At 66.2% G+C, this 23,262-nt stretch carries 21 protein-coding genes and 1 pseudogene; 15 read left to right on the top strand and 7 right to left on the bottom strand.

All coding sequences use genetic code 11. The features are described from left to right. Positions 1-5: 5 nt before the first annotated feature. The 6 genes from OC184_RS13135 to OC184_RS13110 form a co-directional block, all read right to left on the bottom strand. Positions 6-1,379: a pyruvate dehydrogenase complex E1 component subunit beta gene (locus OC184_RS13135; RefSeq protein ID WP_265507639.1), complete on the bottom strand. Its 1,374-nt coding sequence runs from the start codon at positions 1,377-1,379 to the stop codon at positions 6-8. A 14-nt stretch (positions 1,380-1,393) separates the two neighbouring features. Next, positions 1,394-2,428, bottom strand: a complete 1,035-nt coding sequence (gene pdhA, locus OC184_RS13130) for a pyruvate dehydrogenase (acetyl-transferring) E1 component subunit alpha (RefSeq protein WP_265507638.1) — start codon at positions 2,426-2,428, stop codon at positions 1,394-1,396. A gap of 95 nt (positions 2,429-2,523) precedes the next feature. Beyond that, complete coding sequence (locus OC184_RS13125) at positions 2,524-2,817, bottom strand: FtsB family cell division protein (protein ID WP_265507637.1); 294 nt, start codon at positions 2,815-2,817, stop codon at positions 2,524-2,526. Positions 2,818-2,876: 59 nt separating this feature from the next. Next, the gene (locus OC184_RS13120) at positions 2,877-3,656 is read right to left on the bottom strand and encodes a 23S rRNA (adenine(2030)-N(6))-methyltransferase RlmJ (protein WP_265507636.1); all 780 of its coding nucleotides are present in this window, start codon (positions 3,654-3,656) and stop codon (positions 2,877-2,879) included. 39 nt (positions 3,657-3,695) lie between these two features. Continuing rightward, positions 3,696-3,908 (bottom strand): hypervirulence associated TUDOR domain-containing protein, encoded by a 213-nt coding sequence (locus OC184_RS13115; RefSeq protein WP_265507635.1) that lies wholly within the window; start codon positions 3,906-3,908, stop codon positions 3,696-3,698. 612 nt (positions 3,909-4,520) lie between these two features. Beyond that, positions 4,521-4,748, bottom strand: coding sequence for a DUF1127 domain-containing protein (locus OC184_RS13110; RefSeq protein WP_265507634.1), 228 nt, complete (start codon positions 4,746-4,748; stop codon positions 4,521-4,523). A 332-nt stretch (positions 4,749-5,080) separates the two neighbouring features. On the opposite strand from OC184_RS13110, the gene OC184_RS13105 reads away from it, so the two are divergent. From OC184_RS13105 to OC184_RS13055, 12 genes and pseudogenes are all read left to right on the top strand, one after another. After that, on the top strand, positions 5,081-6,166 hold the full coding sequence (locus tag OC184_RS13105) for an Mrp/NBP35 family ATP-binding protein (RefSeq protein WP_265507633.1): 1,086 nt from the start codon (positions 5,081-5,083) through the stop codon (positions 6,164-6,166). A 449-nt stretch (positions 6,167-6,615) separates the two neighbouring features. Next, the gene (locus OC184_RS13100; RefSeq protein ID WP_265507632.1) at positions 6,616-7,299 is read left to right on the top strand and encodes a division/cell wall cluster transcriptional repressor MraZ; all 684 of its coding nucleotides are present in this window, start codon (positions 6,616-6,618) and stop codon (positions 7,297-7,299) included. A gap of 3 nt (positions 7,300-7,302) precedes the next feature. Then, positions 7,303-8,262: pseudogene (gene rsmH, locus OC184_RS13095) on the top strand (16S rRNA (cytosine(1402)-N(4))-methyltransferase RsmH); the annotation flags it as partial. Beyond that, complete coding sequence (gene ftsL / locus OC184_RS20710; protein WP_456095345.1) at positions 8,239-8,622, top strand: cell division protein FtsL; 384 nt, start codon at positions 8,239-8,241, stop codon at positions 8,620-8,622. The pseudogene rsmH and the gene ftsL, both read left to right, overlap by 24 nt. Further along, on the top strand, positions 8,619-10,448 hold the full coding sequence (locus OC184_RS13090) for a peptidoglycan D,D-transpeptidase FtsI family protein (protein ID WP_265507631.1): 1,830 nt from the start codon (positions 8,619-8,621) through the stop codon (positions 10,446-10,448). The genes ftsL and OC184_RS13090 overlap by 4 nt, the downstream gene beginning before the upstream one ends. Then, the gene (locus tag OC184_RS13085; protein ID WP_265507630.1) at positions 10,445-11,944 is read left to right on the top strand and encodes a UDP-N-acetylmuramoyl-L-alanyl-D-glutamate--2,6-diaminopimelate ligase; all 1,500 of its coding nucleotides are present in this window, start codon (positions 10,445-10,447) and stop codon (positions 11,942-11,944) included. Before OC184_RS13090 ends, OC184_RS13085 begins: the two co-directional genes overlap by 4 nt. After that, entirely contained in the window at positions 11,941-13,311 is a 1,371-nt protein-coding gene (locus tag OC184_RS13080; RefSeq protein ID WP_265507629.1) for a UDP-N-acetylmuramoyl-tripeptide--D-alanyl-D-alanine ligase, read from the top strand. The genes OC184_RS13085 and OC184_RS13080 overlap by 4 nt, the downstream gene beginning before the upstream one ends. Positions 13,312-13,315: 4 nt before the next feature. Then, positions 13,316-14,398 carry a phospho-N-acetylmuramoyl-pentapeptide-transferase gene (gene mraY, locus OC184_RS13075; protein ID WP_265507628.1) on the top strand — a complete coding sequence of 361 codons (1,083 nt, stop codon included), beginning with the start codon at positions 13,316-13,318 and terminating at the stop codon, positions 14,396-14,398. Positions 14,399-14,474: 76 nt separating this feature from the next. Then, positions 14,475-15,881: a UDP-N-acetylmuramoyl-L-alanine--D-glutamate ligase gene (gene murD, locus OC184_RS13070; protein ID WP_265507627.1), complete on the top strand. Its 1,407-nt coding sequence runs from the start codon at positions 14,475-14,477 to the stop codon at positions 15,879-15,881. A 294-nt stretch (positions 15,882-16,175) separates the two neighbouring features. Then, positions 16,176-18,359, top strand: a complete 2,184-nt coding sequence (locus OC184_RS13065; RefSeq protein ID WP_265507626.1) for a Hint domain-containing protein — start codon at positions 16,176-16,178, stop codon at positions 18,357-18,359. A 161-nt stretch (positions 18,360-18,520) separates the two neighbouring features. After that, on the top strand, positions 18,521-19,828 hold the full coding sequence (locus OC184_RS13060; RefSeq protein ID WP_265507625.1) for an esterase-like activity of phytase family protein: 1,308 nt from the start codon (positions 18,521-18,523) through the stop codon (positions 19,826-19,828). A gap of 29 nt (positions 19,829-19,857) precedes the next feature. Next, positions 19,858-20,247, top strand: a complete 390-nt coding sequence (locus OC184_RS13055; protein WP_265507624.1) for a DUF4112 domain-containing protein — start codon at positions 19,858-19,860, stop codon at positions 20,245-20,247. A 56-nt stretch (positions 20,248-20,303) separates the two neighbouring features. On the opposite strand, the gene OC184_RS13050 is transcribed toward OC184_RS13055, so the two are convergent. Next, positions 20,304-20,486, bottom strand: coding sequence for a hypothetical protein (locus tag OC184_RS13050; protein WP_265507623.1), 183 nt, complete (start codon positions 20,484-20,486; stop codon positions 20,304-20,306). A gap of 918 nt (positions 20,487-21,404) precedes the next feature. Between OC184_RS13050 and OC184_RS13045 the strand changes: the two genes are divergently transcribed. From OC184_RS13045 to rpsI, 3 genes are all read left to right on the top strand, one after another. Continuing rightward, positions 21,405-21,824: a PaaI family thioesterase gene (locus tag OC184_RS13045; RefSeq protein ID WP_265507622.1), complete on the top strand. Its 420-nt coding sequence runs from the start codon at positions 21,405-21,407 to the stop codon at positions 21,822-21,824. A gap of 154 nt (positions 21,825-21,978) precedes the next feature. Beyond that, a complete protein-coding gene (gene rplM / locus OC184_RS13040; protein ID WP_265507621.1) occupies positions 21,979-22,443 on the top strand; it encodes a 50S ribosomal protein L13 in 465 nt (154 codons plus the stop codon). Positions 22,444-22,445: 2 nt separating this feature from the next. Beyond that, complete coding sequence (rpsI, locus tag OC184_RS13035) at positions 22,446-22,937, top strand: 30S ribosomal protein S9 (RefSeq protein WP_265507620.1); 492 nt, start codon at positions 22,446-22,448, stop codon at positions 22,935-22,937. Positions 22,938-23,262 lie beyond the last annotated feature (325 nt).

The following is a 23,262-nucleotide window of genomic DNA, read 5'->3' as shown; positions in this document are numbered from 1 at the left end:
CTCCGTTACTTGTAGGTGACTTTTTTCACGGCTTCGACGATCTCGTCTGCCGTGATGAGGGCAAGCTTTTCCAGGTTCGCGGCATAGGGCATGGGAACGTCCTTGCCGGTGCAGTTGATCACCGGGGCGTCCAGCCAGTCGAACGCGTTCTCCATCACATAGGCCGAGATGTGGTTGCCGATCGCGCCGACCGGGAAGCCTTCCTCGACCGTGACCAGCCGGTTGGTCTTCTTCACCGAGGTGATGATGCTGTCATAGTCCAGCGGACGCAGGGTGCGCAGGTCGATCACCTCGGCTTCGATGCCTTCGCCGGCCAGCTTGTCGGCTGCTTCCAGCGCATGGGCCATGCCAATGCCGAAGCTGACGATGGTCACGTCGCCGCCCGACCGGGCGATCCGCGCCTTGCCGAAGGGAATGGTGAAATCCTCGAGGTCCGGGACCTCGAAGCTGCGGCCATAGAGGATCTCGTTCTCCAGGAAGATCACCGGGTTCGGGTCACGGATGGCCTGCTTCAGCAGCCCCTTCGCGTCGGCGGCTGTATAGGGCATCACGACCTTGAGGCCGGGAATGGACGAATACCATGCCGCATAGTCCTGGCTGTGCTGCGCGCCCACGCGGGCCGCTGCGCCGTTCGGGCCACGGAAGACGATGGGGCAACCCATCTGGCCCCCGGACATGTAGAGCGTCTTGGCGGCCGAGTTGATGATGTGGTCGATACCCTGCATGGCGAAGTTGAAGGTCATGAACTCGACGATCGGGCGCAGGCCGGCCAGCGCGGCGCCGGTGCCGATGCCGGCAAAGCCCATTTCGCTGATGGGCGTGTCCACCACGCGGCGCGGGCCGAATGTGTCCAGAAGGCCCTGGCTGATCTTGTAGGCGCCCTGGTATTCGCCGACCTCTTCACCCATCAGGAACACGGTCTCGTCGCGCTCCATCTCCTCGGCCATGGCTTCGCGCAATGCTTCGCGCACGGTCATGGTCTTCATGGCCGTGCCCTCGGGCCAGTCGGGGCTGCGGTCGGGCTCGGGCGTCCTGACCTCCTCGACGGCGGACTTGCCGGGCTGGCTGTCGGCCTTCTCGGGTTCGGGCTTGGCGGGGGCCTCGGCCTTCGGCGTCTCGATGTCGTCGGCGCTCTCGCCTTCCTCGACCAGCACGGCGATGGGGGTGTTCACGGCGACGCCCTGGGTGCCCTCGGCAACCAGGATCTTGCCCATGATCCCCTCGTCGACGGCCTCGAACTCCATCGTGGCCTTGTCGGTTTCGATCTCGGCGATGATATCGCCGGACTTGACCTCGTCGCCCTCTTTCTTGAGCCACTTGGCCAGGGTGCCTTCCTCCATCGTGGGGGACAGGGCGGGCATCAGGATTTCGGTTGCCATGTTACGTCACCCCCTCAGGCGTTCTCTTCGGCGCTGCCCTGCGGCAGCTCTTCGGCGTAGATGTCGGTCCAGAGCTGATCCAGCGCCGGCTCGGGGCTCTCCTTGGCGAACTCGGCCGAGTCGTTCACGACCTCCTTGATCTCCTTGTCGATCGACTTCAGCTCGTCTTCGGAGGCGTGCTTGCCGGTCAGCAGCAGATCGCGGATGTTCTCGATCGGGTCGCGCTCGTCGCGCATCTTCTGCACCTCCTCGCGGGTGCGGTACTTGGCCGGGTCCGACATCGAGTGCCCGCGATAGCGATAGGTCATGACTTCCAGGATATAGGGACCCTTGCCCGCGCGGCAGTGCGCGACCGCCTTCTCGCCGGCGGCCTTAACGGCCAGGACGTCCATGCCGTCGACCTGTTCGCCCGGGATTCCGAAGGCCTCGCCGCGTCCGAAGAAGGTCGTTGATTTGGTGGAACGCTTGACGCTGGTGCCCATGGCGTACTGGTTGTTCTCGATCACGAAGACGACCGGCAGGTCCCAGAGTTCCGCCATGTTGTAGGTCTCATAAACCTGACCCTGGTTGGCCGCGCCGTCGCCGAAATAGGTGAAGGTGACGTTGTCGTTGCCCAGGTACTTGTCGGCGAAGGCAAGCCCCGCGCCAAGCGGCACCTGCGCCGCGACGATGCCGTGACCGCCGTAAAAGTGCTTTTCGCGGCTGAACATGTGCATGCTGCCGCCCTTGCCGCGGGAATAGCCGCCCTCGCGGCCGGTCAGCTCGGCCATGACGCCGCGCGCCTCCATGCCGCAGGCCAGCATGTGGCCGTGGTCGCGATAGCTGGTGATGCGCTTGTCGCCTTCCTTGGCGCAGGCTTCCAGGCCGACGACGACGGCTTCCTGGCCGATGTAGAGGTGGCAGAACCCGCCGATCAGGCCCATGCCGTAAAGCTGGCCGGCCTTTTCCTCGAATCGCCGGATCAGCAGCATGTCGCGGTAGTATTGCAGCAGTTCGTCCTTCGAGACGTTCGAGGGGACTTCTGGCTGCGAACTGGGTTTCCTGGCCATGCGGCATGTCCTCCTGGCAGGGTGGTCGGGATAGTTCAGCGTTAAACTAATCCGTAGCGCATCACCGTCAGCCGTGCAATGCCGCCGGAAGCCTCCTATTTCAGGATGACCTCGTCGGCGCGGACGACGCCCAAGACCTCTCTGGCGCGCTCGTCCAGCAGGTCCAGATCCAGATATTCGTCCGACAGGCGGTGCGTCAGGTTCTGCATGCGGGCCACATCGTCGCGCAGCGCATCGCGGGCCACGCGCAGCTCGACCGTCTCGGCCTCGATCTGGATGCGGCGCAGGATGCCGGACGGACCCTGAACGGCGGCGTAGGCAAAATAGAGGCCCAAGGCGGCGGTCAGGACCAGAAAGACGGTGGCGCCGATCGACAGGCGTTGTGGCATCGGGGATTCCTTGTTGTGGCGCGGATCATGCCACAGCCCGCCGGGACGGGGAATCCCCCTCAGGCGCGGGCGCGGAAGATCGCCTCGATCCGCGCTGCCTCGTCTGCCAGACCCCAGGGCGGGTTCAGCACCCACATTCCCGATCCGACCATCGAATGCCCCGGCCGTGCCGGCGGAAAGCGCACCTCGGACAGCAAGGCGTTCGGGAACTGCATGGCCAAGGCCGCGGTCATGGCCATGTGGCGGTGATCGGTCAGGATCGGATACCACAGCGCGATGACGCCGACGTTCCACTTGCGTGCGATCGATGCGATCTGCCGCGGGATCGCCACGTAGTCGTCCTTTACCTCGAAGCTGGGGTCGATCAGCAGCATCCCCCGGCGTGGCGTCGGCGGGCAGACCGCCTGCGCGACCTGAAAGCCGTCGCGTGCGTGCAGCGTGGCAAGACCTGCGACTTGCCGTAGCGCCTCGTATTCGGCGGGGTGCAACTCGGCCAGATGGGCGCGATCCTCGAAGCGCAGGAACTGCGCTGCGATCAGCGGAGAGCCGGGATAGGTCTGCGGCCCGTGCGTGGCGCGGACCTTCGCCACCGCCTGCAGAAGCGGATGGTTGCGGGGCAGCCAGCCTTCGGCCTCGGCGCGCGTGAAACCGGTCGCGGCCTCGCCGGTCTTGCGGGCCTGGTCGCTACGCAGGTCATAAAGGCCGCGGCCCGCATGCGTCTCGACATACGAAAGCGGCTTGTCCTTGCGGGTCAGGTAATCGAGCGCCGAGGCCAGAAGCGCGTGCTTGTGCAGGTCGGCAAGGTTTCCTGCGTGATACGCATGTTGATAGCTGAGCATCGGAGTGCCTTAGCGCGCTCGGGCGGGCTGCGAAAGCGGTCAATCGGCGCGCTTCAGCTCGGACTTGCTCTTCAGGACGCGGTCGCCGTCCTCCTGCTCGATCATGTAGGCAGGTTCGTCCTTGCTGGCCTTGCGCTTGATCTTGCTGCCCTTGATCGTGCGTTCGACGTCGTCGGTGAAGATCTCGGTGATCTTGCCGGTCGCCGTGCTGCCCGACCAGTTCCATTCGACCTTGGTGCCCTTGCGAAACATGCTGCGTCCCCTGATGCGGTGGTCGCAAGGGAATGCATCGGGCGCGATCGGGTTCCGGAGGGTCAAAAGAAACGCGGCGGCACCCAGGGAGGAGGAGGGGGTGCCGCCGCTGAACGCTGGCCCAGGGAGGAGGAGGGGCCGCGTTTGGGGTGCGGTGCCGGCCAGGGAGGAGGAGGGCCAGAACCGCATACGCCAGATCCGGGAGGGAGGAGGAGGGGACCCGGCGCATCTGTGTGCCGCGAACAGGGCGGCTATGTGATGCGGCGACCCCAGGGAGGAGGAAGGGGCCGCCGCTGAACGCTGACCCAGGGAGGAGGAGGGGCCGCGTATGGGGCGCGGTGTCAGCCAGGGAGGAGGAGGGCTTTCACCGCTTGCGCGGACCCGGGAGGGAGGAGGAGGGGGTCCGGCGCATTCGAGTGCCGCAGATGAGGCGGCTATGTTACGTGCGGCGGCCCCTTGGGAGGAGGATCGGAGCCGCCGCGGTCCGCACGAAACCCAGGGAGGAGGAGGGGGTTCCGGCGTATCTTTGGGCGACATCCTCCAGGGAGGAGGAGGGGAGGATGTCGCCGTTCCCAAGCCCAGGGAGGAGGAGAGGGCCGGGAATAAGAATGCTTACTTCGCCGAACCCCAGGCAGCCTCGTGGGCCAGCCGGGTGATCATCGTGCGGTTGATGCCCAGGTCGTCCAGGTCGCGGGTGGTCAGGGCGTTCAGTTCCCGCACGGTCTGGCGATAGACCGCCCGGCGGGCGCGGTTGTCCTGAACGCGGTGGATCGCATTCAGCAGGCGGCCACGCAGGCCGGATTCGGCGGCGGCGTTCTGTGCTTGGGCGATAACAGCCATCGTTCTATCCTTTCGTCTCGTCTTCGCCGTTCCCGGATTGGCCCGGCGCTTCGTTGAACCCAAGATGGCCCTAACGCCGCGGATGCACAACGGACGGTTTCGTAATGCTGCCATGCAGCAAATGCATGGGTAACACTGACCTTTCGTCAGCTTGAGCGCTGAAACTTCGACACAAAATTGACACGCTACAACTGTTAGCGTTCACGCTGCGGCTGCAGAAAAACGCGTGTCTGCAGGTGCTTATGTCTGCGTGGACCCGAATGTCGCAGGGGTGTTGAGGCCCGCGCATCTATGCGGCATGGTGCCAGCCACACAAGACAGAGGTCGCTCACATGCCCGTCACCCGCGAAACGATCCTTACGGCAATCTCTGACATTGCCCTGCCGCAGGGCGGGACCCTGGGCGGAACCGACTTGGTTCGCGCCCTTGTCGTGGACGGCGATACGGTGCGATTCGTCATCGAGGTGGAGAATGCCGCCACCGGTCGCGCGATGCAGCCTGTCGAGGCAGAGGCGCGGGCGCGGATCGAACGGCTGCCGGGCGTTGCCAAGGTTCAGATCGTGATGACAGCGCCCGCACGGCCCGAGCCGCCCAAGGCGGTGTCTGGGGCGGCGCCCTCGCTGAAGGTCGGCGGGCACCCCAAGCCGCAGGCAGGACCGCAGGCGATCCCAGGCGTGCGCAGCATCGTCGCCATTGGATCGGGCAAGGGCGGCGTCGGCAAGTCGACGGTGACGTCGAACCTGGCGGTGGCACTGGCGCGGGCGGGGCGCAGGGTGGGGCTGCTGGATGCCGATATCTATGGGCCGTCGCAGCCGCGCATGATGGGCGTCTCGGGCCGGCCGGCCAGCCCGGACGGTCAGCGGATCGAGCCGATGCACGCGCATGGCGTCACGGTCATGTCGATCGGCCTGATGCTGAAGGAGGGCGAGGCGCTGGTCTGGCGCGGTCCGATGCTGATGGGCGCACTGCAGCAGCTGTTGCAGCAGGTGAACTGGGGCGAACTGGACGTGCTGCTGATCGACCTGCCGCCAGGGACCGGCGACGTGCAGCTGAGCCTCTGCCAGAAGGCCCCCGTCACCGGCGCGATCATCGTGTCGACGCCGCAGGACGTCGCGCTGCTGGATGCGCGGCGCGCCATCGACATGTTCAACAAGCTGAAGACACCTGTCCTGGGCCTTGTCGAGAACATGTCCACCTATGTCTGCCCCAATTGCGGCCACGAGGCGCATCTGTTCGGCCACGGCGGCGTCGCGTCCGAGGCCGAGGCCTTGGGCCTGCCCTTCCTGGGGGCGCTGCCGCTGCAGCTCGAGGTGCGTCTAGCCGGCGATTCGGGCCAGCCGGCCGCATTGGGGGATGGAGCCGTCGCCGAGGCCTATGGGCAGCTGGCAGACAGGCTGATCCGGGGCGGCATTGCCTGATCCGCCCCTCAGCGCGGGAATTTCAGGGACATCTGGGAAAAGACGGAACACAGTCGCGCGAGCGCTCTCGATTTCGTGAGTGTTCGTGAGCATCTTCCGTATTTCCTGTGGAAGCCGCTGCGCTTGCTCCTTGCATCGGCAGGATGTGTGGTGAACGTGCCGCAGTGGCCTTGATTTTGCTGGGAAACAGACGGTTCTAAATGTGGTGTGTCATAATGGCAACGGCACCACAATTGGTGGTTGCAAAGCTCTGTTTTGCGATTCGCAACCAAAATCTGCGTTCGTGGGCAGATTTTCACGGGTCAAGGCGGCGAAGAAGACCGTTGCTTCCCGTGAATTCCCATGTCAAAACCAATTCACGAAAACGGGCAGTGAAACGGGGCGACAAGACCCCAAGAAGGCGAAGCAGACTTCATACAGGCATCCGTTTTCCAACATAGCCGACCCGCATGCGCGAGCAGCACCTCCCCCAGGTGGCGCGTGTCAGGGTCGGCAACCAACCCCGCAAAGGGGCCCGGGTAATCGGGAACGAGGGCGGCGGATCGGGCAGTGGCAGCGGCCCGATCCGCCCTTTCTCTTTCGGCTGGTCGAAAGAGCAGGACAGTGAGGGCGGGCGCAAGGTGGCGCGGAAGTTCAGAGGCACCGAAACCGTCAAGGTCGATGGCAAGGGACGCATGTCGATCCCGGCCCGCCTGCGGCGCGTTTTCGATGCCGGCGATCCGTCCTTCACGGGCTCCAACACGGGCCGCACCCAGATCGTCGCCGTCTATGGTCCCGACTGGTGGAACTGGCTTGAACTCTACAGCGTCGACGCGGTCGAGCAGATCGACGAGCAGATCGACAGGCTTCCGCGCGGCAGCCAGCAGCGCCGCTGGCTGGAGCTTCTGATGAACGGCCAGTCGGTCGAGCTGGAGATCGACCGCGAAGGCCGCCTGGTCCTGCCTGCGAAGCTGCGCGACAAGCTGAACCTGGCGGACGGGACCGAGACGATCTTTGAATCGCGCGGCGACTATGTGCAGGTCTATCACCCGGATTCGCGTCCGAAGGACGTCCAGGCGCTTGAGGATTTCGCCTCGGGCTATGGCCCCGAGTTCGATCCGCGGGTCTTCCTGCAGCAGACGGACGAGGGCTAGGCGATGTCGGGTCCGCACGTCCCCGTTCTTCTTCGACCGCTTCTGCGCGCAGTGGCCCCGGTCGGCGGCACCTGGGTCGACGGCACCTTTGGGGCTGGCGGCTATGCCCGTGGCCTCTTGCAAGCCGGGGCGGAGAAGGTCATCGGCATCGATCGCGATCCTTCCGTCTTCGGCATGGCCGAGGGCTGGCGCGGTGACTATGGCGACCGGCTGCAACTGGTCGAGGGCACCTTCTCGGACCTGGACCGGCTGGCCGGTCAGGCGGTGGACGGGGTCGTCCTGGACCTCGGTGTCAGCTCGATGCAGCTGGACCAGGCCGAACGCGGCTTCTCCTTCCTGCGCGACGGTCCCCTGGACATGCGGATGGGCGGCGACATCCCGGCGGCCGCCGACCTGCTGAATACCGCTGACGAGGGCACCATCGCGAACGTGCTCTATCATTACGGCGAGGAACGCGCCTCGCGCCGGATCGCCAGGGCCATCGTGGCTGCCCGACCGCTGTCCCGCACGGCCCAGCTGGCCGATATCGTGGCAGGCTGCCTTCCGCGTCCCAAGCCGGGGCAGAGCCACCCGGCGACCCGAAGCTTCCAGGCCATCCGCATCTGGGTCAATGACGAGTTCGGCCAGCTTGTCGCCGGTCTGTCGGCCGCAGAACGGGCCCTGAGGCCCGGCGGCCAGCTGGCGGTCGTCAGCTTCCACTCGCTCGAGGACCGGATCGTCAAGCGCTTCATGCAGGCCCGGTCGGACGCGGGAGGCGGCGGCAACCGCTATGCCCCGGTCCAGCAGGCCGTTGAGCCGGCCTTCCGCCAGCCCTTCCGCCGCGCCATCGGTCCCGACCCCGAGGAGCTGGAGGAAAACCCCCGCGCCCGCTCGGCGCTGCTGCGCGTGGCCGTGCGGACGGATGCACCCGCGGGCGAGGTCGATGCAAGATCGCTGGCCATGCCCGACCTTCCGGCAAGGGGGGGGGAGCTGATGCGGTCGCTGACCTATCTGGCCTGCGTTCTTGTGGTCATGGGGCTGGCCTTCTGGGCCTATCGCGAAAACTATGCCACCCAAGCGGCCATCGGTCAGATGGCGCAGGTCCGGCGCGAGATCGCCGACCTGCGAGAGGAACTGGGCGTCCTACGCGCCGAATGGGCCTATCTCAACCGCCCCGAACGGCTGCGCCAGTTGGTCGACCTGAACTTCGACCAGCTGCAGCTGGTGCCGGTGGCGCCGGACCAGTTTAACGACCTCGATCAGGTGGACTATCCAAAGCCGCCTGAACCCGAACCCCCGCTCGATCCCTCAACCACGCCTGACAACACGGAGTCCCAGCCATGATCCGCACCCCCCTGCGCCCCCTGGCCCGCATTCTTCGTGCCCGCGAACGAGGCGAGAATCCCGACGACATCGAGGCCGAGAACCGCCGCCGTCGCCACGAAGAGATCCAGGACCGCGCCCGCCGCCGGGCCGAGGGACGGCTGATCCTCATGGCCTGCTGCTTCGTCCTGGCCTTCGGCACCGTCGGCGTTCGCATGGGCGCGCTGGCCTCTGGCGAACCTGCCGAGCCGCGCACCCAGGTCCTGTCGGCGCAGATCATGTCGCAGCGGGCCGACATCACCGACCGTCGCGGCCGGGTGCTGGCGACGAACCTGCTGACCCATTCCGTCTATGCCCACCCGCACCAGATGATCGACCCGGTGGGCGCGGCCCAAGGATTGGCGCGGATCTTCCCGGACCTGGACGTCGAGCGGCTGACGCGCGACTTCACCGGCAACCGCAAGTTCATGTGGATCAAGCGCAAGATCAGCCCCGAGCAGATGCAGGCTGTCCATGACCTGGGCGAGCCCGGCCTGCTGTTTGGCCCGCGCGAGATGCGGATCTATCCCAACGGCGACATCGCCAGCCACATTCTGGGCGGATCGGGCTTCGGCAACGAAGGCGTCAGCAGCGCCGAGGTGATCGGGGTGGCGGGGGTCGAGAAGGCCTTCGACGCCTGGCTGCGCGATCCTGCAAACGAGGGTGCGCCCCTGTCGCTGTCGGTCGACCTGACGCTGCAGCAGGCGATTGAGGACGTGCTGGCATCCGGCATGAACGTCATGAATGCGAAGGGCGCGACCGGCATCCTGATGGAGGTCGCCAGTGGCGAGATCCTGGCGATGGCCAGCCTGCCCGATTTCGACCCGAACGACCGTCCCCGCCCCCTGCTGACCGGCGAACCCTCGGACAGCCCGCTGTTCAACCGCGCCGTCCAAGGCCAGTACGAGCTGGGATCGACCTTCAAGATCTTCCCGGTCGCTCAGGCGCTGGATCTGGGGCTGATCAACCCCTCGAGCGGCATCAACGCCAAGGCGCCGATGCGGATCGGCCGTTTCCTGATCAACGACTTCCACCATTATGGTAACGAGCTAAGCGCGACCGACGTCATCGTGAAATCCTCTAACGTGGGCACGGTGCGGATCGCGCAGATGATCGGTGTCGACCGGCAGAAAGAGTTCCTCGAGAAGCTGGGCCTGTTCGTCCCGACCCCGATCGAGATGGTCGAGGGCGCGACCGGCCAGCCGCTGGTCCCCCCGCGCTGGCCTGCCGTGACCTCGGCCACGGTCAGCTTCGGCCACGGTCTGGCGGCCAGCCCGCTGCATCTGGCAGCCGCCTATGCGACGATCGCGAACGGCGGCAAGCGCGTCACGCCGACATTGGTCCACGGCCGCCAGCGCCCCGAGGGCGAGCAGGTTCTGTCGCCCCGCGCCGCCGCCATGGCCGTGGACATGCTGCGCCAGGTGGTGACCCGCGGCACCGCGCGCCAGGCCAACGTCGAGGGCTATGAGGTCGCGGGCAAGACCGGCACGGCCGACAAGCCGCGCGCGTCTGGGGGATACTACAAGAACAAGGTCATCGCGACCTTCGCCTCGGTCTTCCCGGCCAGCGACCCGAAATACGTCCTGATCGTCGCGCTGGACGAACCCTCGGTCGAAACCGCGGCCGGCGAGAGCCGCACCGCCGGATATACGGCCGTGCCCGTCGCGGCCGAATTGATCCGCCGCGTCGCGCCGCTGCTGGGGCTGGAACCTGCGACCGACGAAATCCTGCCGACAATCGCCGCGCGGTTCGAGCCGCGTGTTGAACCCGGCGAAGCGCCTGAGATAAAGCTCGTCGCAAATCAATGACGGGTGGGACTGTGACCAAGGACGATGTGAGGCTGTCGCAGCTGGGGCTGCGGGCGCGGGACGGGCGCGACCCCACGATCACCGGGCTGTCCATCGACAGCCGGACCGTCAAGCTGGGTCACCTGTTCGCGGCGCTGCCCGGTTCGGCGGTCCACGGTGGCGAATTTATCCAGTATGCGCTGCGCATGCAGGCCGCGGCCATCCTGACCGATCGCCAGGGCGCCGAAATCGCTGCCGCCGAGCTGGCGGGTTGGGACGGCGCGCTTGTCGTGGCCGAGGATCCGCGCGCGGCCTTGGCCGGTGCTGCCGCGCTCTGGTTTCGCGATCAGCCAGACCATGTCGTGGCCGTCACCGGCACCAGCGGCAAGACCAGCGTGGCCACGTTCACTCGCCAGATCTGGCAGGCGCTTGGACACAAGGCGATCAGCCTGGGCACGATGGGGGTCGAGGGCGACCACCACGCCAAGCTGGCCCACACAACGCCCGATCCGCTGACGCTGCATTCGGTCCTGGCCGACGCGGTGGCGGCGGGTGTCACCCATGCAGCAATTGAGGCGTCGAGCCACGGTCTCGACCAGCGCCGCCTGGACGGCGTGCGGATCGAGGCGGGGGCCTTCACCAACTTCAGCCAGGACCATCTGGATTACCACGCGGGCTTCGACGAATACTTCGCAGCCAAGGCGCTGCTGTTCAACCGCGTGCTCGAGGATGGGGCGGCGGCGGTCATCAACATCGACGGCCAGCGCGGCCGGCAGATGGCCGACATCGCCAAGGATCGCGGGCTGGCGCTGACGACGGTGGGCAGCGATGGCGCAGCGATGCTGCGCATCCTGGGCCAGCGGTACGACGCGACGGGGCAGGACCTGCGGTTTTCGCTGATGGGGCAGGCCCACATGGTGCGGCTGCCGCTGATCGGCGGCTTCCAGGCTGAAAACGTGCTGGCGGCGATGGGCCTGTGCTTGGCGGCGGGCGATACGGCCGACGACATTCTGCGCGTCCTGCCGGGCCTGACCACCGTGCGTGGCCGGATGCAGCTGGCCGCGCAGCGTGAGAACGGCGCAGCGGTCTTCGTCGACTACGCCCACAAGCCAGGCGCGGTCATCGCGGCGCTGCAATCGCTGCGCCCGCACGTCATGGGCCGGATCATCTGCATCATCGGTGCGGGCGGCGACCGCGACCGAGGCAAGCGCCCGCTGATGGGTCAGGCCGCGCGCGAACATGCCGACGTGGTCATTGTGACCGACGACAACCCCCGGACCGAAGATCCGGTACTGATCCGCGCCGCCGTCATGGAGGGCGCCGGCCCCGAGGCGACCGAGGTTCCCGACCGGGCCGAGGCGATCCTGCGCGGCGTCGACGCGCTGCAGCCGGGCGACGCCCTGCTGATCTGCGGCAAGGGGCACGAGACCGGCCAGATCGTTGGCCACGACGTCTATCCCTTCGACGATGCCGAACAGGCCTCGGTCGCGGTGGCGGCACTGGATGGCCGGATATGACGCTCTGGACATCGGCAGAGGCCGCCGCCGCCACGGGCGGCCGGGCGCAGCGCGATTGGCAGGCCACGGGCGTGTCGATTGACACCCGCACCATCCAGCCGGGCGACCTGTTCGTGGCGCTGGCCGCCGCGCGTGACGGCCATGACTTCGTCGCGCAGGCGCTGTACAAAGGTGCCTCGGCCGCGCTTGTCAGCCGCATTCCGGAGGGGCTGACGCCCGATGCACCGCTGCTGGTCGTGCCCGACGTGCTGCGCGCGCTGGAGGATCTGGGCCGCGCCGGTCGCGCCAGGACACAGGCGCGCGTGATCGCGATCACCGGGTCGGTCGGCAAGACCTCGACCAAGGACATGGCGCGGGTGGCGCTGACCGGGCAGGGCAACATTCACGCGGCGGAGGCCAGCTACAACAACCACTGGGGCGTGCCGCTGACCCTGGCGCGGATGCCCGCCGACACTGACTTCGCCATCATCGAGATCGGCATGAACCATCCGGGAGAAATTGCCCCCCTGTCGCGCATGGCCCGCCCGCATGTGGCGATGATCACCACCGTCGCCGCCGCGCATCTCGAGGCGTTCGGCGCGCTCGGGGGGATTGCCCACGAGAAGGGCGCGATCTTTGAGGGGCTCCAGCCTGTCGGACATGCCATCATCCCGGAGGATCTGTCCGTGACGCAGATCCTGCGCGACTGCGCCGACCGCGCGGGTGCGGTCGTGGTGGGGTTCGGCGAACACGGCATGGCGCGTCCGCTACGCACGCAGCTGACCGAAGGCACGCTGGCCTGCCGCGCGCGGATCACCGGCGATACGGTCGATTTTACTCTGACCACCACCGGGCGGCACTTCGCCATGAACGCGGTGGGCGTTCTTGCCGCGCTGTCGGCGGCCGGGGCGGACCTGCCGGCGGCGGCGGCGGCCTTGGCGAACTGGCAGCCCCCCGCAGGCCGCGGCGCGGTTGAGGATGTGGCCGGGATCCGCCTGATTGACGACGCCTACAACGCCAACCCGACCTCGCTGGCGGCGGGGCTGGAAACTCTGGTGGGGCTGAAGGGAGCGCGTTACGTCGCCATCCTGGGCGACATGCTGGAGCTGGGCTCCGAGGAATTTGCGATGCACAGGGCCCTCGCCGACGATCCGGCGATGGCCAGGGTGGACCTGGTCCACGCCGCCGGACCGCGGATGAAGCATCTTTATGATGCGCTGCCGGCCTCGCGTCGCGGGGTCTGGACTGAAAGCGCGGCGGATCTGGCGTCGCGGGTGAACGAGCTTGTCGCGCCGGGCGACGTGGTGCTTGTGAAAGGATCGAAATCCTCGCGGATTTCCATGGTGGTGCAGGCGCTGCGCGCCCGGGCCGCCCAAGAAAAAGGATAACGCCATGCTCTATTGGCTCAGCAACCTGTCCGAGGGCGGGGATTTCTTCAACCTCTTCCGCTATATCACCTTCCGGGCAGGGGCCGCCTTCTTCACGGCGCTGTTCTTCGGCTTCATCTTCGGCTGGCCGCTGATCAACTATCTGCGCCGGGTGCAGAAGAAGGGCCAGCCCATCCGCGACGACGGCCCGCAGACCCACCTGGCCAAGGCGGGAACGCCCACGATGGGCGGCCTGCTGATCCTGTCGGCGCTGATGTTCTCGACGTTGCTCTGGGCGCGGCTTGACAACGGCTATGTCTGGATCGTGCTGCTGGTGACGGCCGCCTTCGCGGCCATCGGCTTTGCCGACGATTACGCCAAGGTGTCGAAGCAGAACACCAAGGGCGTCAGCTCGCGCACGCGGATGCTGCTGGGCCTGCTGATCGCGGCGCTGGCTGGATTCGCGGCCTCGCTGCTGCATCCGGCCAACCTGACGAACCAACTGGCGCTGCCGGTGTTCAAGGACGCGCTGATCAATTTGGGCTTCCTCTTCGTTCCCTTCGCGATGATCGTCATCGTCGGCGCCGCGAATGCGGTCAACCTGACCGACGGGCTGGACGGGCTGGCGATCATGCCGGTGATGATCGCGGCCGGCACGCTCGGCGTCATTTCCTACACCGTCGGGCGCGTCGACTTCACCGAATACCTGGGCGTGCACCACGTCCCCGGCAGCGGAGAGATCCTGATCTTCGTCGCCGCCCTGATCGGCGGAGGGTTGGGTTTCCTTTGGTACAACGCCCCGCCCGCCGCCGTCTTCATGGGCGACACGGGCAGCCTTGCCCTCGGCGGCGCGCTCGGCGCCATCGCCGTGGTGACCAAGCACGAGATCGTGCTGGCCATCGTCGGCGGCCTTTTCGTGGTCGAGGCGCTCAGCGTCATCATCCAGGTCCTCTACTTCAAGCGGACCGGCAAGCGCGTCTTCCTGATGGCGCCGATTCACCATCACTTTGAAAAGAAGGGCTGGGGCGAGGCGCAGATCGTGATCCGGTTCTGGATCATCGCGCTGATCCTGGCCCTGATCGGCCTCGCGACCTTGAAACTGCGCTAGCGCCTGCTTTGGTCGCCAAATATCCTCGGGGGTCCGGGGGCAGACAGCCCCCGGCCGACGACTACAGGAGCCTCGCATGATCCCTGTCCAGGGCGTCGAAGATCAAACCGTCGCGGTGCTGGGCCTTGGCCGGTCCGGCAAGGCCACGGCGGCGGCACTCGCCGCCGGCGGGGCGCGCGTCGTGGCCTGGGATGACGGAGTCGACACGCGCGAGGCGGCCGAGGCCGACGGGCTGCACATCCTCGACTTGACCCGCGACGCGGCCTGGCAGGGCGTCAGCCTGCTGGTGGTCAGCCCCGGGATCCCGCATCTTTATCCGCGCCCGCACCCGGTGATCGCCAAGGCCTATGAGCTGGGTATCCCGGTCGACAACGACATCGGGCTTTTCTTCCGCAGCTACGCGACCGAGGATTGGCAGGGCTTCGACCGTCCCCCGCGGGTCATTGCGGTTACGGGATCGAACGGCAAGTCCACCACCACGGCGTTGATCCACCACGTACTGGCGGAATGTAACCGCCCGACGCAGATGGGCGGAAACATCGGCACCGGCGTGCTGTCGCTGGACCCCGCCATTGACGGAGAGGTCGTAGTGCTGGAGCTTTCAAGCTATCAGACCGACCTGGCACGGGCGCTGACGCCCGATGTGGCCGTCTTCACCAACCTGTCTTCGGACCATCTGGACCGGCACGCCGGTCATGGCGGCTACTTTGCGGCCAAGCGCCGGCTGTTCGCGGAAGGAGGCCCTGACCGAGCCGTGATCGGTATCGATGAGGCTGAGGGACTATTCTTGGCGGGCCAAATGTCGATGGGCCCGACGGATGATCGGGTGATCCGCATCTCGGCCGGGCAGAAGCTGGATCGCGCGGCCTGGTCGGTCTTCGCCCGCAAGGGCTTTCTGTCAGAATATCGCAAGGGCCGGCAGGCCGCCTCGATCGACCTGCGCGGGATGCGCGGCCTGCCCGGGGCGCACAACCACCAGAACGCCTGCGCCGCTTATGCCGCCTGCCGGGCCGTGGGCCTGGCGCCACGCCAGATCGAGGGGGCGTTCCACAGCTTCGCGGGTCTGCCGCATCGCAGCCAGACCGTCGCCGAAATCGGCGGGGTGCGCTATGTCAATGACTCGAAGGCAACGAACGTGGATGCCGCGGCCAAGGCGCTGCAGGCGTTCGACCGTATCCGCTGGATCGCTGGCGGTCTGGGCAAAGACGGCGGAATCGCGGCGCTTGCGCCGTATCTGGGACAGGTATCGAAGGCCTATCTGATCGGCCATTCGGCCCGCGACTTCGCCCTAGAGATCGGGCAGACTCCGCACGAGATTTCTGAGACCATGGAAGATGCCGTCGCGCGTGCCCATGCCGAGGCGGTGCCGGGCGACACTGTCCTGCTGGCTCCTGCGGCGGCCAGCTTCGATCAGTATCCGAACTTCGAAAAGAGGGGTGAGCATTTCGTCCGGCTTGTGCAGGCGCTTGCTGCGAAGAACTGACCCGAAGTCGTCGCACACATCACCAATGTGAGCCGGCACAGCAGCCGGGTATGTCCGGGCGCATTCGCCGCCGCCGGAAACTTCATTTTGCAGCGTAGGCAAGGTCTTAACCGCCCTGCAGGCCGGATCGATTTGGTTCCCGTGCTGCCTGCAAATTTGTGGCGCGCGACATAAATATCGCAGGTGCAGAATCTTCAATACGACCGCTCACGCTGCAGTTGCATTAGCCGCGGGCCAAGATATGCCCGCGCGACATCTAACTGATTTTATTAAATCTCATCGGAGTGCGTCGTCATGGCGGTCAACTCAAGCACGACACCCGCCTCGGACAGGGCGCAGACAATCAATGGAACCACCAGCGCCGACACGCTCAGCGGGGGCGGGGGCAACGATACCATCCTGGGCGGTGGTGGAAACGACACCCTTCACGGTGATCAGCCGCTGGCGGGGCAGTGGGCCTATGCGGTCTACAGCCGGGACTTCGGCTCGACCGGCAATCAGGCATCGGATATCGACAACACCTCGACCGGCAGCCAGCTTCTGGATCGCGGCTATGTCAACGACTTCAACGTCGGGACGCTGGCCGGCGGCTTGCTCAATTTGGCCGATCCCAATGACTTCGGCATCGTCTATCGCTCGACGCTGAACATTTCGGCCGGAGGGACCTATCGGTTTGCCACCAGTTCCGACGACGGCTCTCGCATCATCATCCGCGATGCCGTCGGGAACATCGTCAGGTTCAACAACACGGCCGCAAACGGCGGCACCCTGGATTACCTGAACAACGACTTCCATCAAGGCGCGACGCAGCGAGAGGCGACGATCCAGCTTCCGCAGGGCACCTATTCGATCGAGGTTCGGTATTGGGAAAACCAAGGTGCGAACGTCCTCAATGCCAGCATCGGCGGGCCGGGGCTGACGGCACCGCTGCGCGACTTGGCGACCGATGCCACCATCGGCGTGCCGCCGGCGACCGCCGCGCTGGCCGGAGATGATCTTCTGGATGGCGGCGTCGGCAACGACACGCTGAACGGCGGGGCAGGCGATGACCGGTTGTTGGGTGGCGACGGAAGCGACAGTTTGATCGGCGGTTCCGGCAACGACACGCTGGACGGCGGTCTCGGCAACGACATGATGGATGGCGGCGAAGGCAGCGACCGCTTCGCGCTGAGCGGCAGCTTCGGGTCCGATACGATCATCGGCGGCGAGACCGGCCTAGACGTCGATACGATCGACGCGAGCGGCCTGACCGCGCCCGCCACGGTGACCTATGCCAACGAAGGCGGCTCGATCACCAGCGGCGGCAACACCGCAGCCTTCAGCCAGATCGAGATCGTCACCACTGGGAGCGGGGCGGACACGATCGACGCAAGGGCCAACATCGGCACCGCGACGTTCAACACCGGCGGCGGCAACGACACGATCACTGGCGGCCAAGGCGCCGAGACGATCAACGCGGGCGACGGCGACGACGTCCTGAACGGCGGCGGCGGCAACGACGTCTTGAACGGCGGCGCGGGCAACGACACGCTGGCCGGGGGCGCGGGTGCCGATACGATGACCGGCGGCAGTGGTCGCGACATCTTTGTGGCCGAAGGCGCCGATACGATCACAGACTTCACGTCGGGCAACGCGGACAGCACGCAGAACGACTTCATCGATCTGACATCGTTCTACAACGCGACCACGTTGACGGCCTGGAATGCGGCGAACCCGACGCAGCAGTACAACACCCCCCTGGCATGGCTGAAGGCCCAACAGGCATCTGGCGTGCTGTCGCAGGCTGGCGGGCTGCGCATCTTGAACGGCGGCGCGACCGTGGCCGGAGATGCGCTGGACGGGCTGTCGACCGGGGTCAACTGCTTCGCGGCCGGCACGCTGATCGAGACGGCCGAAGGCCCACGCCCGGTCGAGGCCCTGCGCGAGGGTGACCTGGTGATGACCGCCGACCACGGTCTGCAGCCGCTGGCCTGGGTCGGCTCTCGTCGGATCGAGGCTGACGAACTGGCGGCCCGGCCGAACCTGCGGCCGATCCGGATCGCGGCGAACGCACTGGGGGCCGGGGTTCCGGCACGTGAGCTGGTCGTCTCTCCGCAGCACCGGATGGTGGTCAGTTCGCGGATCGTCAGAAGGGTTGCGGGTGCCGAGCAGGCGCTTGTCGCGGCCAAGCACCTGACCCTGCTGGACGGCATCGACGTCGCCGACGACCTGACAAGCGTGGAGTACTTCCACATGCTCTTTGATCGTCACCAAGTGGTCTTTGCCGAGGGCGCGGCGACCGAATCGCTCTACGTCGGGCCGCAGGCGAGGAAGTCGCTTCCCCCCGCCGCCCTGGCCGAGATCTTCGAGATCCTGCCGCAGCTGGACGTGGACGGGCCCGCGACGCGCCCCGCGCCGGCGCGTGTCTTCCTGAACGGATCGGCCGGGCGCAAGCTGGCCGAGCGCCATCTGAAGAACCGGGTCGCGCTTTACGCCTGACCCGCAGACGACCGATCCCGCCGATGCGCGGGATCGTTCTCGACGCGCGCCTGCGTCACGGAAGCTTCAGTGAAGTGTCACCGCCATGTCTTGCAACGCAAGGACACCGGCGCGGCAGGCAGGGCCGACCGCCCTCGGCCTGCCGATCACGAGGACACCAGATGAAGACCACCTTTCTCTCAGCCGCGCTGCTGTCTCTGTCGGCGACGACCAGCGTCGCGCAACAGGCATTCGATGCCACGCTGACCGCGCATGCCGAACTGCCCGCGGCAAGTTTCGTGCCCGCGCCAGAGGGTGCCCCGGCGCATTTCAACGTCTCGGGCCGCTTCACCGGCCCCGAAGGGCGCGTCACGGACCTTTATGCCAATGTCCAGGACAACGGTCAGGCGCTGCCCTTCCCAGGGCAGCCGCTGCAGGGGTTCTCGGGCATCCGGTCCCTGGGCGAGGGGCGGTTCCTGGTGCTGACGGACAACGGCTTCGGGTCCAAGGCAAATTCGTCCGACGTGATCCTGATGTTCAACATCGTCCGGCCCGACTGGGACAGCGGCCGTATCGCCATCGAGCGGACGGTGCGTCTGTCCGATCCCGACCAGAAGGTGCCGTTCCCGATCATGAACGAGGCATCGCAGGGCCGCTTCCTGACTGGCGCCGACTTCGACGTCGAATCGATCCAGCCGGTCAGCGACACCTATTGGATCGGTGACGAGTTTGGCCCCTGGCTGCTGCAGGTCGACGCCGACGGCAAGGTGCTGCAGGTGCTGGCCACTGAACCCGGAGGCACCTTGATGCGATCGCCCGACAACGCCTTCGTCGCAGCGGCCGATCCTGGCGCGTCGCCTGCCCCCGAGGTCATCACCTTCCGATCGGGCGGCTATGAGGGGATGGCCCTGTCCGAGGATCAGAAGACCCTCTATCCGCTGCTGGAAAAACCGGTCTGGGATGCCGCGACGGGCACGCAAGAAACGGTGAACGGCGTCCCGGTCTTGCGCCTGATGGAAGTTTCGACCGAGACCGGCGAATGGGGCGACCGAGTGCGGTACTATCCGCTCGAGGCGGCAGGCCACGCCATCGGCGACTTCAACCTTGTCGACGGCACGCGCGGCCTGATCATCGAACGCGACAACGGCGAGGGCGACCCGCGCGAGGGCTGGGCGGAAACCCCCGCCGCGTTCAAGCGCATCTACCTGGTCGATCTGGAGCGCACGGATGAAAACGGTGTTCTGGAAAAGATCGCTTACATCGACCTGATGAACATCCGCGACCCCGAGGGCGTCGCCCCCCGCGGGACGATCGACGGCGTGTTCAGCTTTCCCTTCGTGACGATCGAGAATGTCGATCGCGTCGACCAGAACCACATCGTCGTCGCCAACGACAACAACTTTCCCTTCTCGGTCGGTCGACAGCAAGGGCGCGCCGATGACAACGAGATGATCCTGCTGGAGGTCGGCGCGTTCCTGAACGCCGACTGACGGCTCCTGCCGGGGGCGAGGCGGAACCCTTGGCGCGGCTTGCGAATTTCCGAAGGATGATGACGCACCCGCACAAGGAACGTTTCGACCGGCTTGACCGGCTGTCGAAACAGCTCGATTCCGTGTTCCGCATCCCGGGCACCGGCATCCGCATCGGCTATGACTCGATCGCGGGCCTGGTTCCGGTCTTGGGCGACGCGGCCGCCGCGCTGCCCGCCGCGTGGATCCTGCTGGAGAGCCGCCGGATGGGGCTGCCCAAGCGCAAGCTTGCCAAACAAGGCGTCAACGTCGCGCTGGACACTTTGTTCGGCAGCATTCCCCTGCTGGGGACCATCTTCGACGTGGGCTTCAAAGCCAACCTGCGCAACGTCGAGATCCTGCGCCGACATCTGGAGGACGACGCGCTGCACCACCGCTGACCTGAAGGCGGGGCAGCGAAAGCCTGGCCGGGCGTACCGCCGGCCGGGCCTGGGGGTTACATCGCCGGCATCACGGTGACGTCGATCAGGTCACCGTCGGCGCCCTCCAGAATCCCGACCTGGGTGGCCGTGCCGGTTTCAAGATCGACAGTGTAGATCGTCCCTCCGGCCACCAGCCACGCGGTGTTCGTGCCGTCCTTGGTCGTCTGGATGTCGAAGGCGGGCGTTGCATCGTCCATCTCTTGAAGCGGAAGGCGGGCGCTTGCTGGGCGTGGCGCAGCGGATACTGCACCCTCGCGATCTGGCCGAGGAGGCCGTGCAGGAGAGCATGGTCCAGATCTAGCGCCAGGCGCATCAGTTCCGCGCCGGCGACGGCTCGGCCCGCGGCTGGATCTTCGCGATCCTGCACAACCGTTGCCTGAATTTCCTGCGCGACGGCCGCCGGCTCGAAGGCCTTCCGTCTGAGGCGTTGACGGCGATGCAGGATGCCCGCGTGGAGGCCGCCGGTGCCGGGCTGTACGCTTTGGGCGACCGCGTGGCGCTGAAGGATTGCCTCACAGGGTTGGAGCCTGCCACCCGGCGCGCGATCCTGCTGGCCTATGTCGGCGGCTTCACCCTTCCTGACGAGGCGGCCGCCCAAGGGCGGTCGTGGAGAACTTCGGCGCGGCGGATGTGCGGATCAGGTTCGTGGCCGGCGTCGATGTGCCGCGGAATCGGTAGACGCAGGTCTGGACGTTTCCCTCGGGCTAGTTTCGCTAGGGCTGCTGCCCAGACCGCGAGAGACGGAGCTTGACCCGCCGAGGTTGCCGGCGTCAGCGGACCGGCAATTCTACGAGTTTGCGCTTGAACCTCTGGGCGGTTCGCCGACGGGGCGTCCCACGGGACGGATCCCGGGGTGGGAGCTGGCAGTGCGGCAGGACGAGGTCTGATGTCGCCAAACTGATCAATGGCGCTGGGGACGATCGAGAAGGCCTTTTCGGCCAGACGGCACGACGTCCAACATGGGTGAAGTTCCTGATGCAGTTCGACCGAACGGTCGAAGTGGGCTTCTCTGCTTGCGCCGGTAGCGCGACACAACCGGGCGTCAGATCTGGTTGTCGATCTTGCATCTTGCGCGATTTCCCATGAGTTTCGGCACCAAGCAGCGAGGGGGCAGCATGACAGTCGCGATGGACGCCAATGCGTTGAACAGGTTCCTGGCAGGAGAGTTTCCGCAGATCGCCGGCAGTTTCCGCGTCGAGGCTCTCGAAGGCGATGTCCTGACGGCGCGCCTGATCGTCGCCGGGGAACATCTGCGACCGGGCGGCACGGTCAGCGGCCCCTCGATCTTCGCGCTTGCAGACGTGGCGGTCTATTGCGCGATCCTGTCGCGCATCGGGCCGGTGGCGCTGGCGGTGACGACCAATGCCTCGATCGACTTCATGAGAAAGCCCGCGGCCGGCACGGATCTGCTGGCGCGATGCACGCTTCTGAAGCTGGGGCGCAGCTTAGCCGTGGCGGAGGCGTTGATCTTCTCGGAGGGTCTCGCTGAGCCGGTGGCGCGCTGCTCGATGACGTACTCGATTCCGCCAAAATGACCGAAAGCCGGCCGGTTGTTTTAAGGTATTTTGATACCTAAGTTACAAGTAGCTGTTAAGATACGATAAATCCGGCGCCTGCGCGCTTGACCTGGCTTGCATGATCCGGGATATACGCCCATCTCGAATGCACACGACCCTGAAGGGACGACAGATGAAAACCTATACCGCGAAACCGGCGGAGATCGAGAAGAAGTGGATCCTGATCGACGCCGAGGGCGTCGTTCTGGGCCGCCTCGCCACGATCGTCGCCAACCGCCTGCGCGGCAAGCACAAGCCGACGTTCACGCCGCACATGGACATGGGCGACAACGTGATCATCATCAACGCCGACAAGGTGCAGATGACGGGCAACAAGCGCAATGACAAGAAATACTACTGGCACACCGGCCATCCGGGCGGCATCAAGCACCGGACTGCGCGCCAGATCCTGGAAGGCGCGCATCCAGAGCGCGTCGTCATGAAGGCCGTCGAGCGCATGATCAGCCGTAACAAGCTGGGCAAGCAGCAGATGACCCATCTGCGCGTCTATGCCGGGGCCGAGCACCCGCACGAGGCGCAGCAGCCCGAAGTTCTGGATGTCAAGGTCCTGAACGTCAAAAACACCCGGAGCGCATGATCATGGCCGAAGACATCAAATCTCTGGACGACCTGAAGTCGGCCGTGTCGGGCACCCCCGCCGCTGCCGTCGAAGCCGCCGTAAACCGCCAGCCGCAGCGTGACGACCTGGGCCGCAGCTATGCCACCGGCAAGCGCAAGGACGCGGTCGCCCGCGTCTGGGTCAAGCCTGGCTCGGGCAAGGTCACGGTGAACGGCAAGGACATCGACGCCTATTTTGCGCGCCCCGTTCTGCAGATGATCCTGCGCCAGCCGTTCGAGGTTGCCGGCGTGACCGGCCAGTACGACGTCCAGGCCACCGTCAAGGGCGGCGGCCTGTCGGGACAGGCGGGCGCCGTCAAGCACGGCATCAGCCAAGCGCTGCAGTTGCACGAGCCCGGCCTGCGCGCCGCGCTGAAGGCGGCCGGCTTCCTGACCCGCGACAGCCGCGTGGTCGAGCGCAAGAAGTACGGCAAGGCGAAGGCGCGTCGGAGCTTCCAGTTCTCGAAGCGCTGAATTTTGCGAGCATGTTCTTTTGGGGGCGCGGCATTTGCCGCGCTCTTTTTTGTTTCTGCGTCACGGGCGGGCATGTGTGGCGGGTTTGGGGCAGGCGCGTCGGTGGGGCGGGGGAAGTAGGGGGTGACGGTTGTTCTGTCATGCGGGCGTCGTGATTCCGTGCAGAATGGGGTGCGGGCCGCTGGCGGGGCGGCGCGAGGCCGCAGGCTGTCTCTGATTATCCCAGGATAATCAGCAGGTTGTTCGTTTTCTTGTGGTTCCTGTCATTTTTCCTATTGCGGGTCCGGTTCGTTATCCGTAGATACCGCTTCACCGAAGGCGGGGA

This window comes from Paracoccus rhizosphaerae (genome assembly GCF_026162645.1).
GTDB classification, from domain to species: domain Bacteria; phylum Pseudomonadota; class Alphaproteobacteria; order Rhodobacterales; family Rhodobacteraceae; genus Paracoccus; species Paracoccus rhizosphaerae.
Note: the sequence above shows the minus strand (reverse complement) of the source record. Positions and strands in the feature narration are given on the sequence as shown.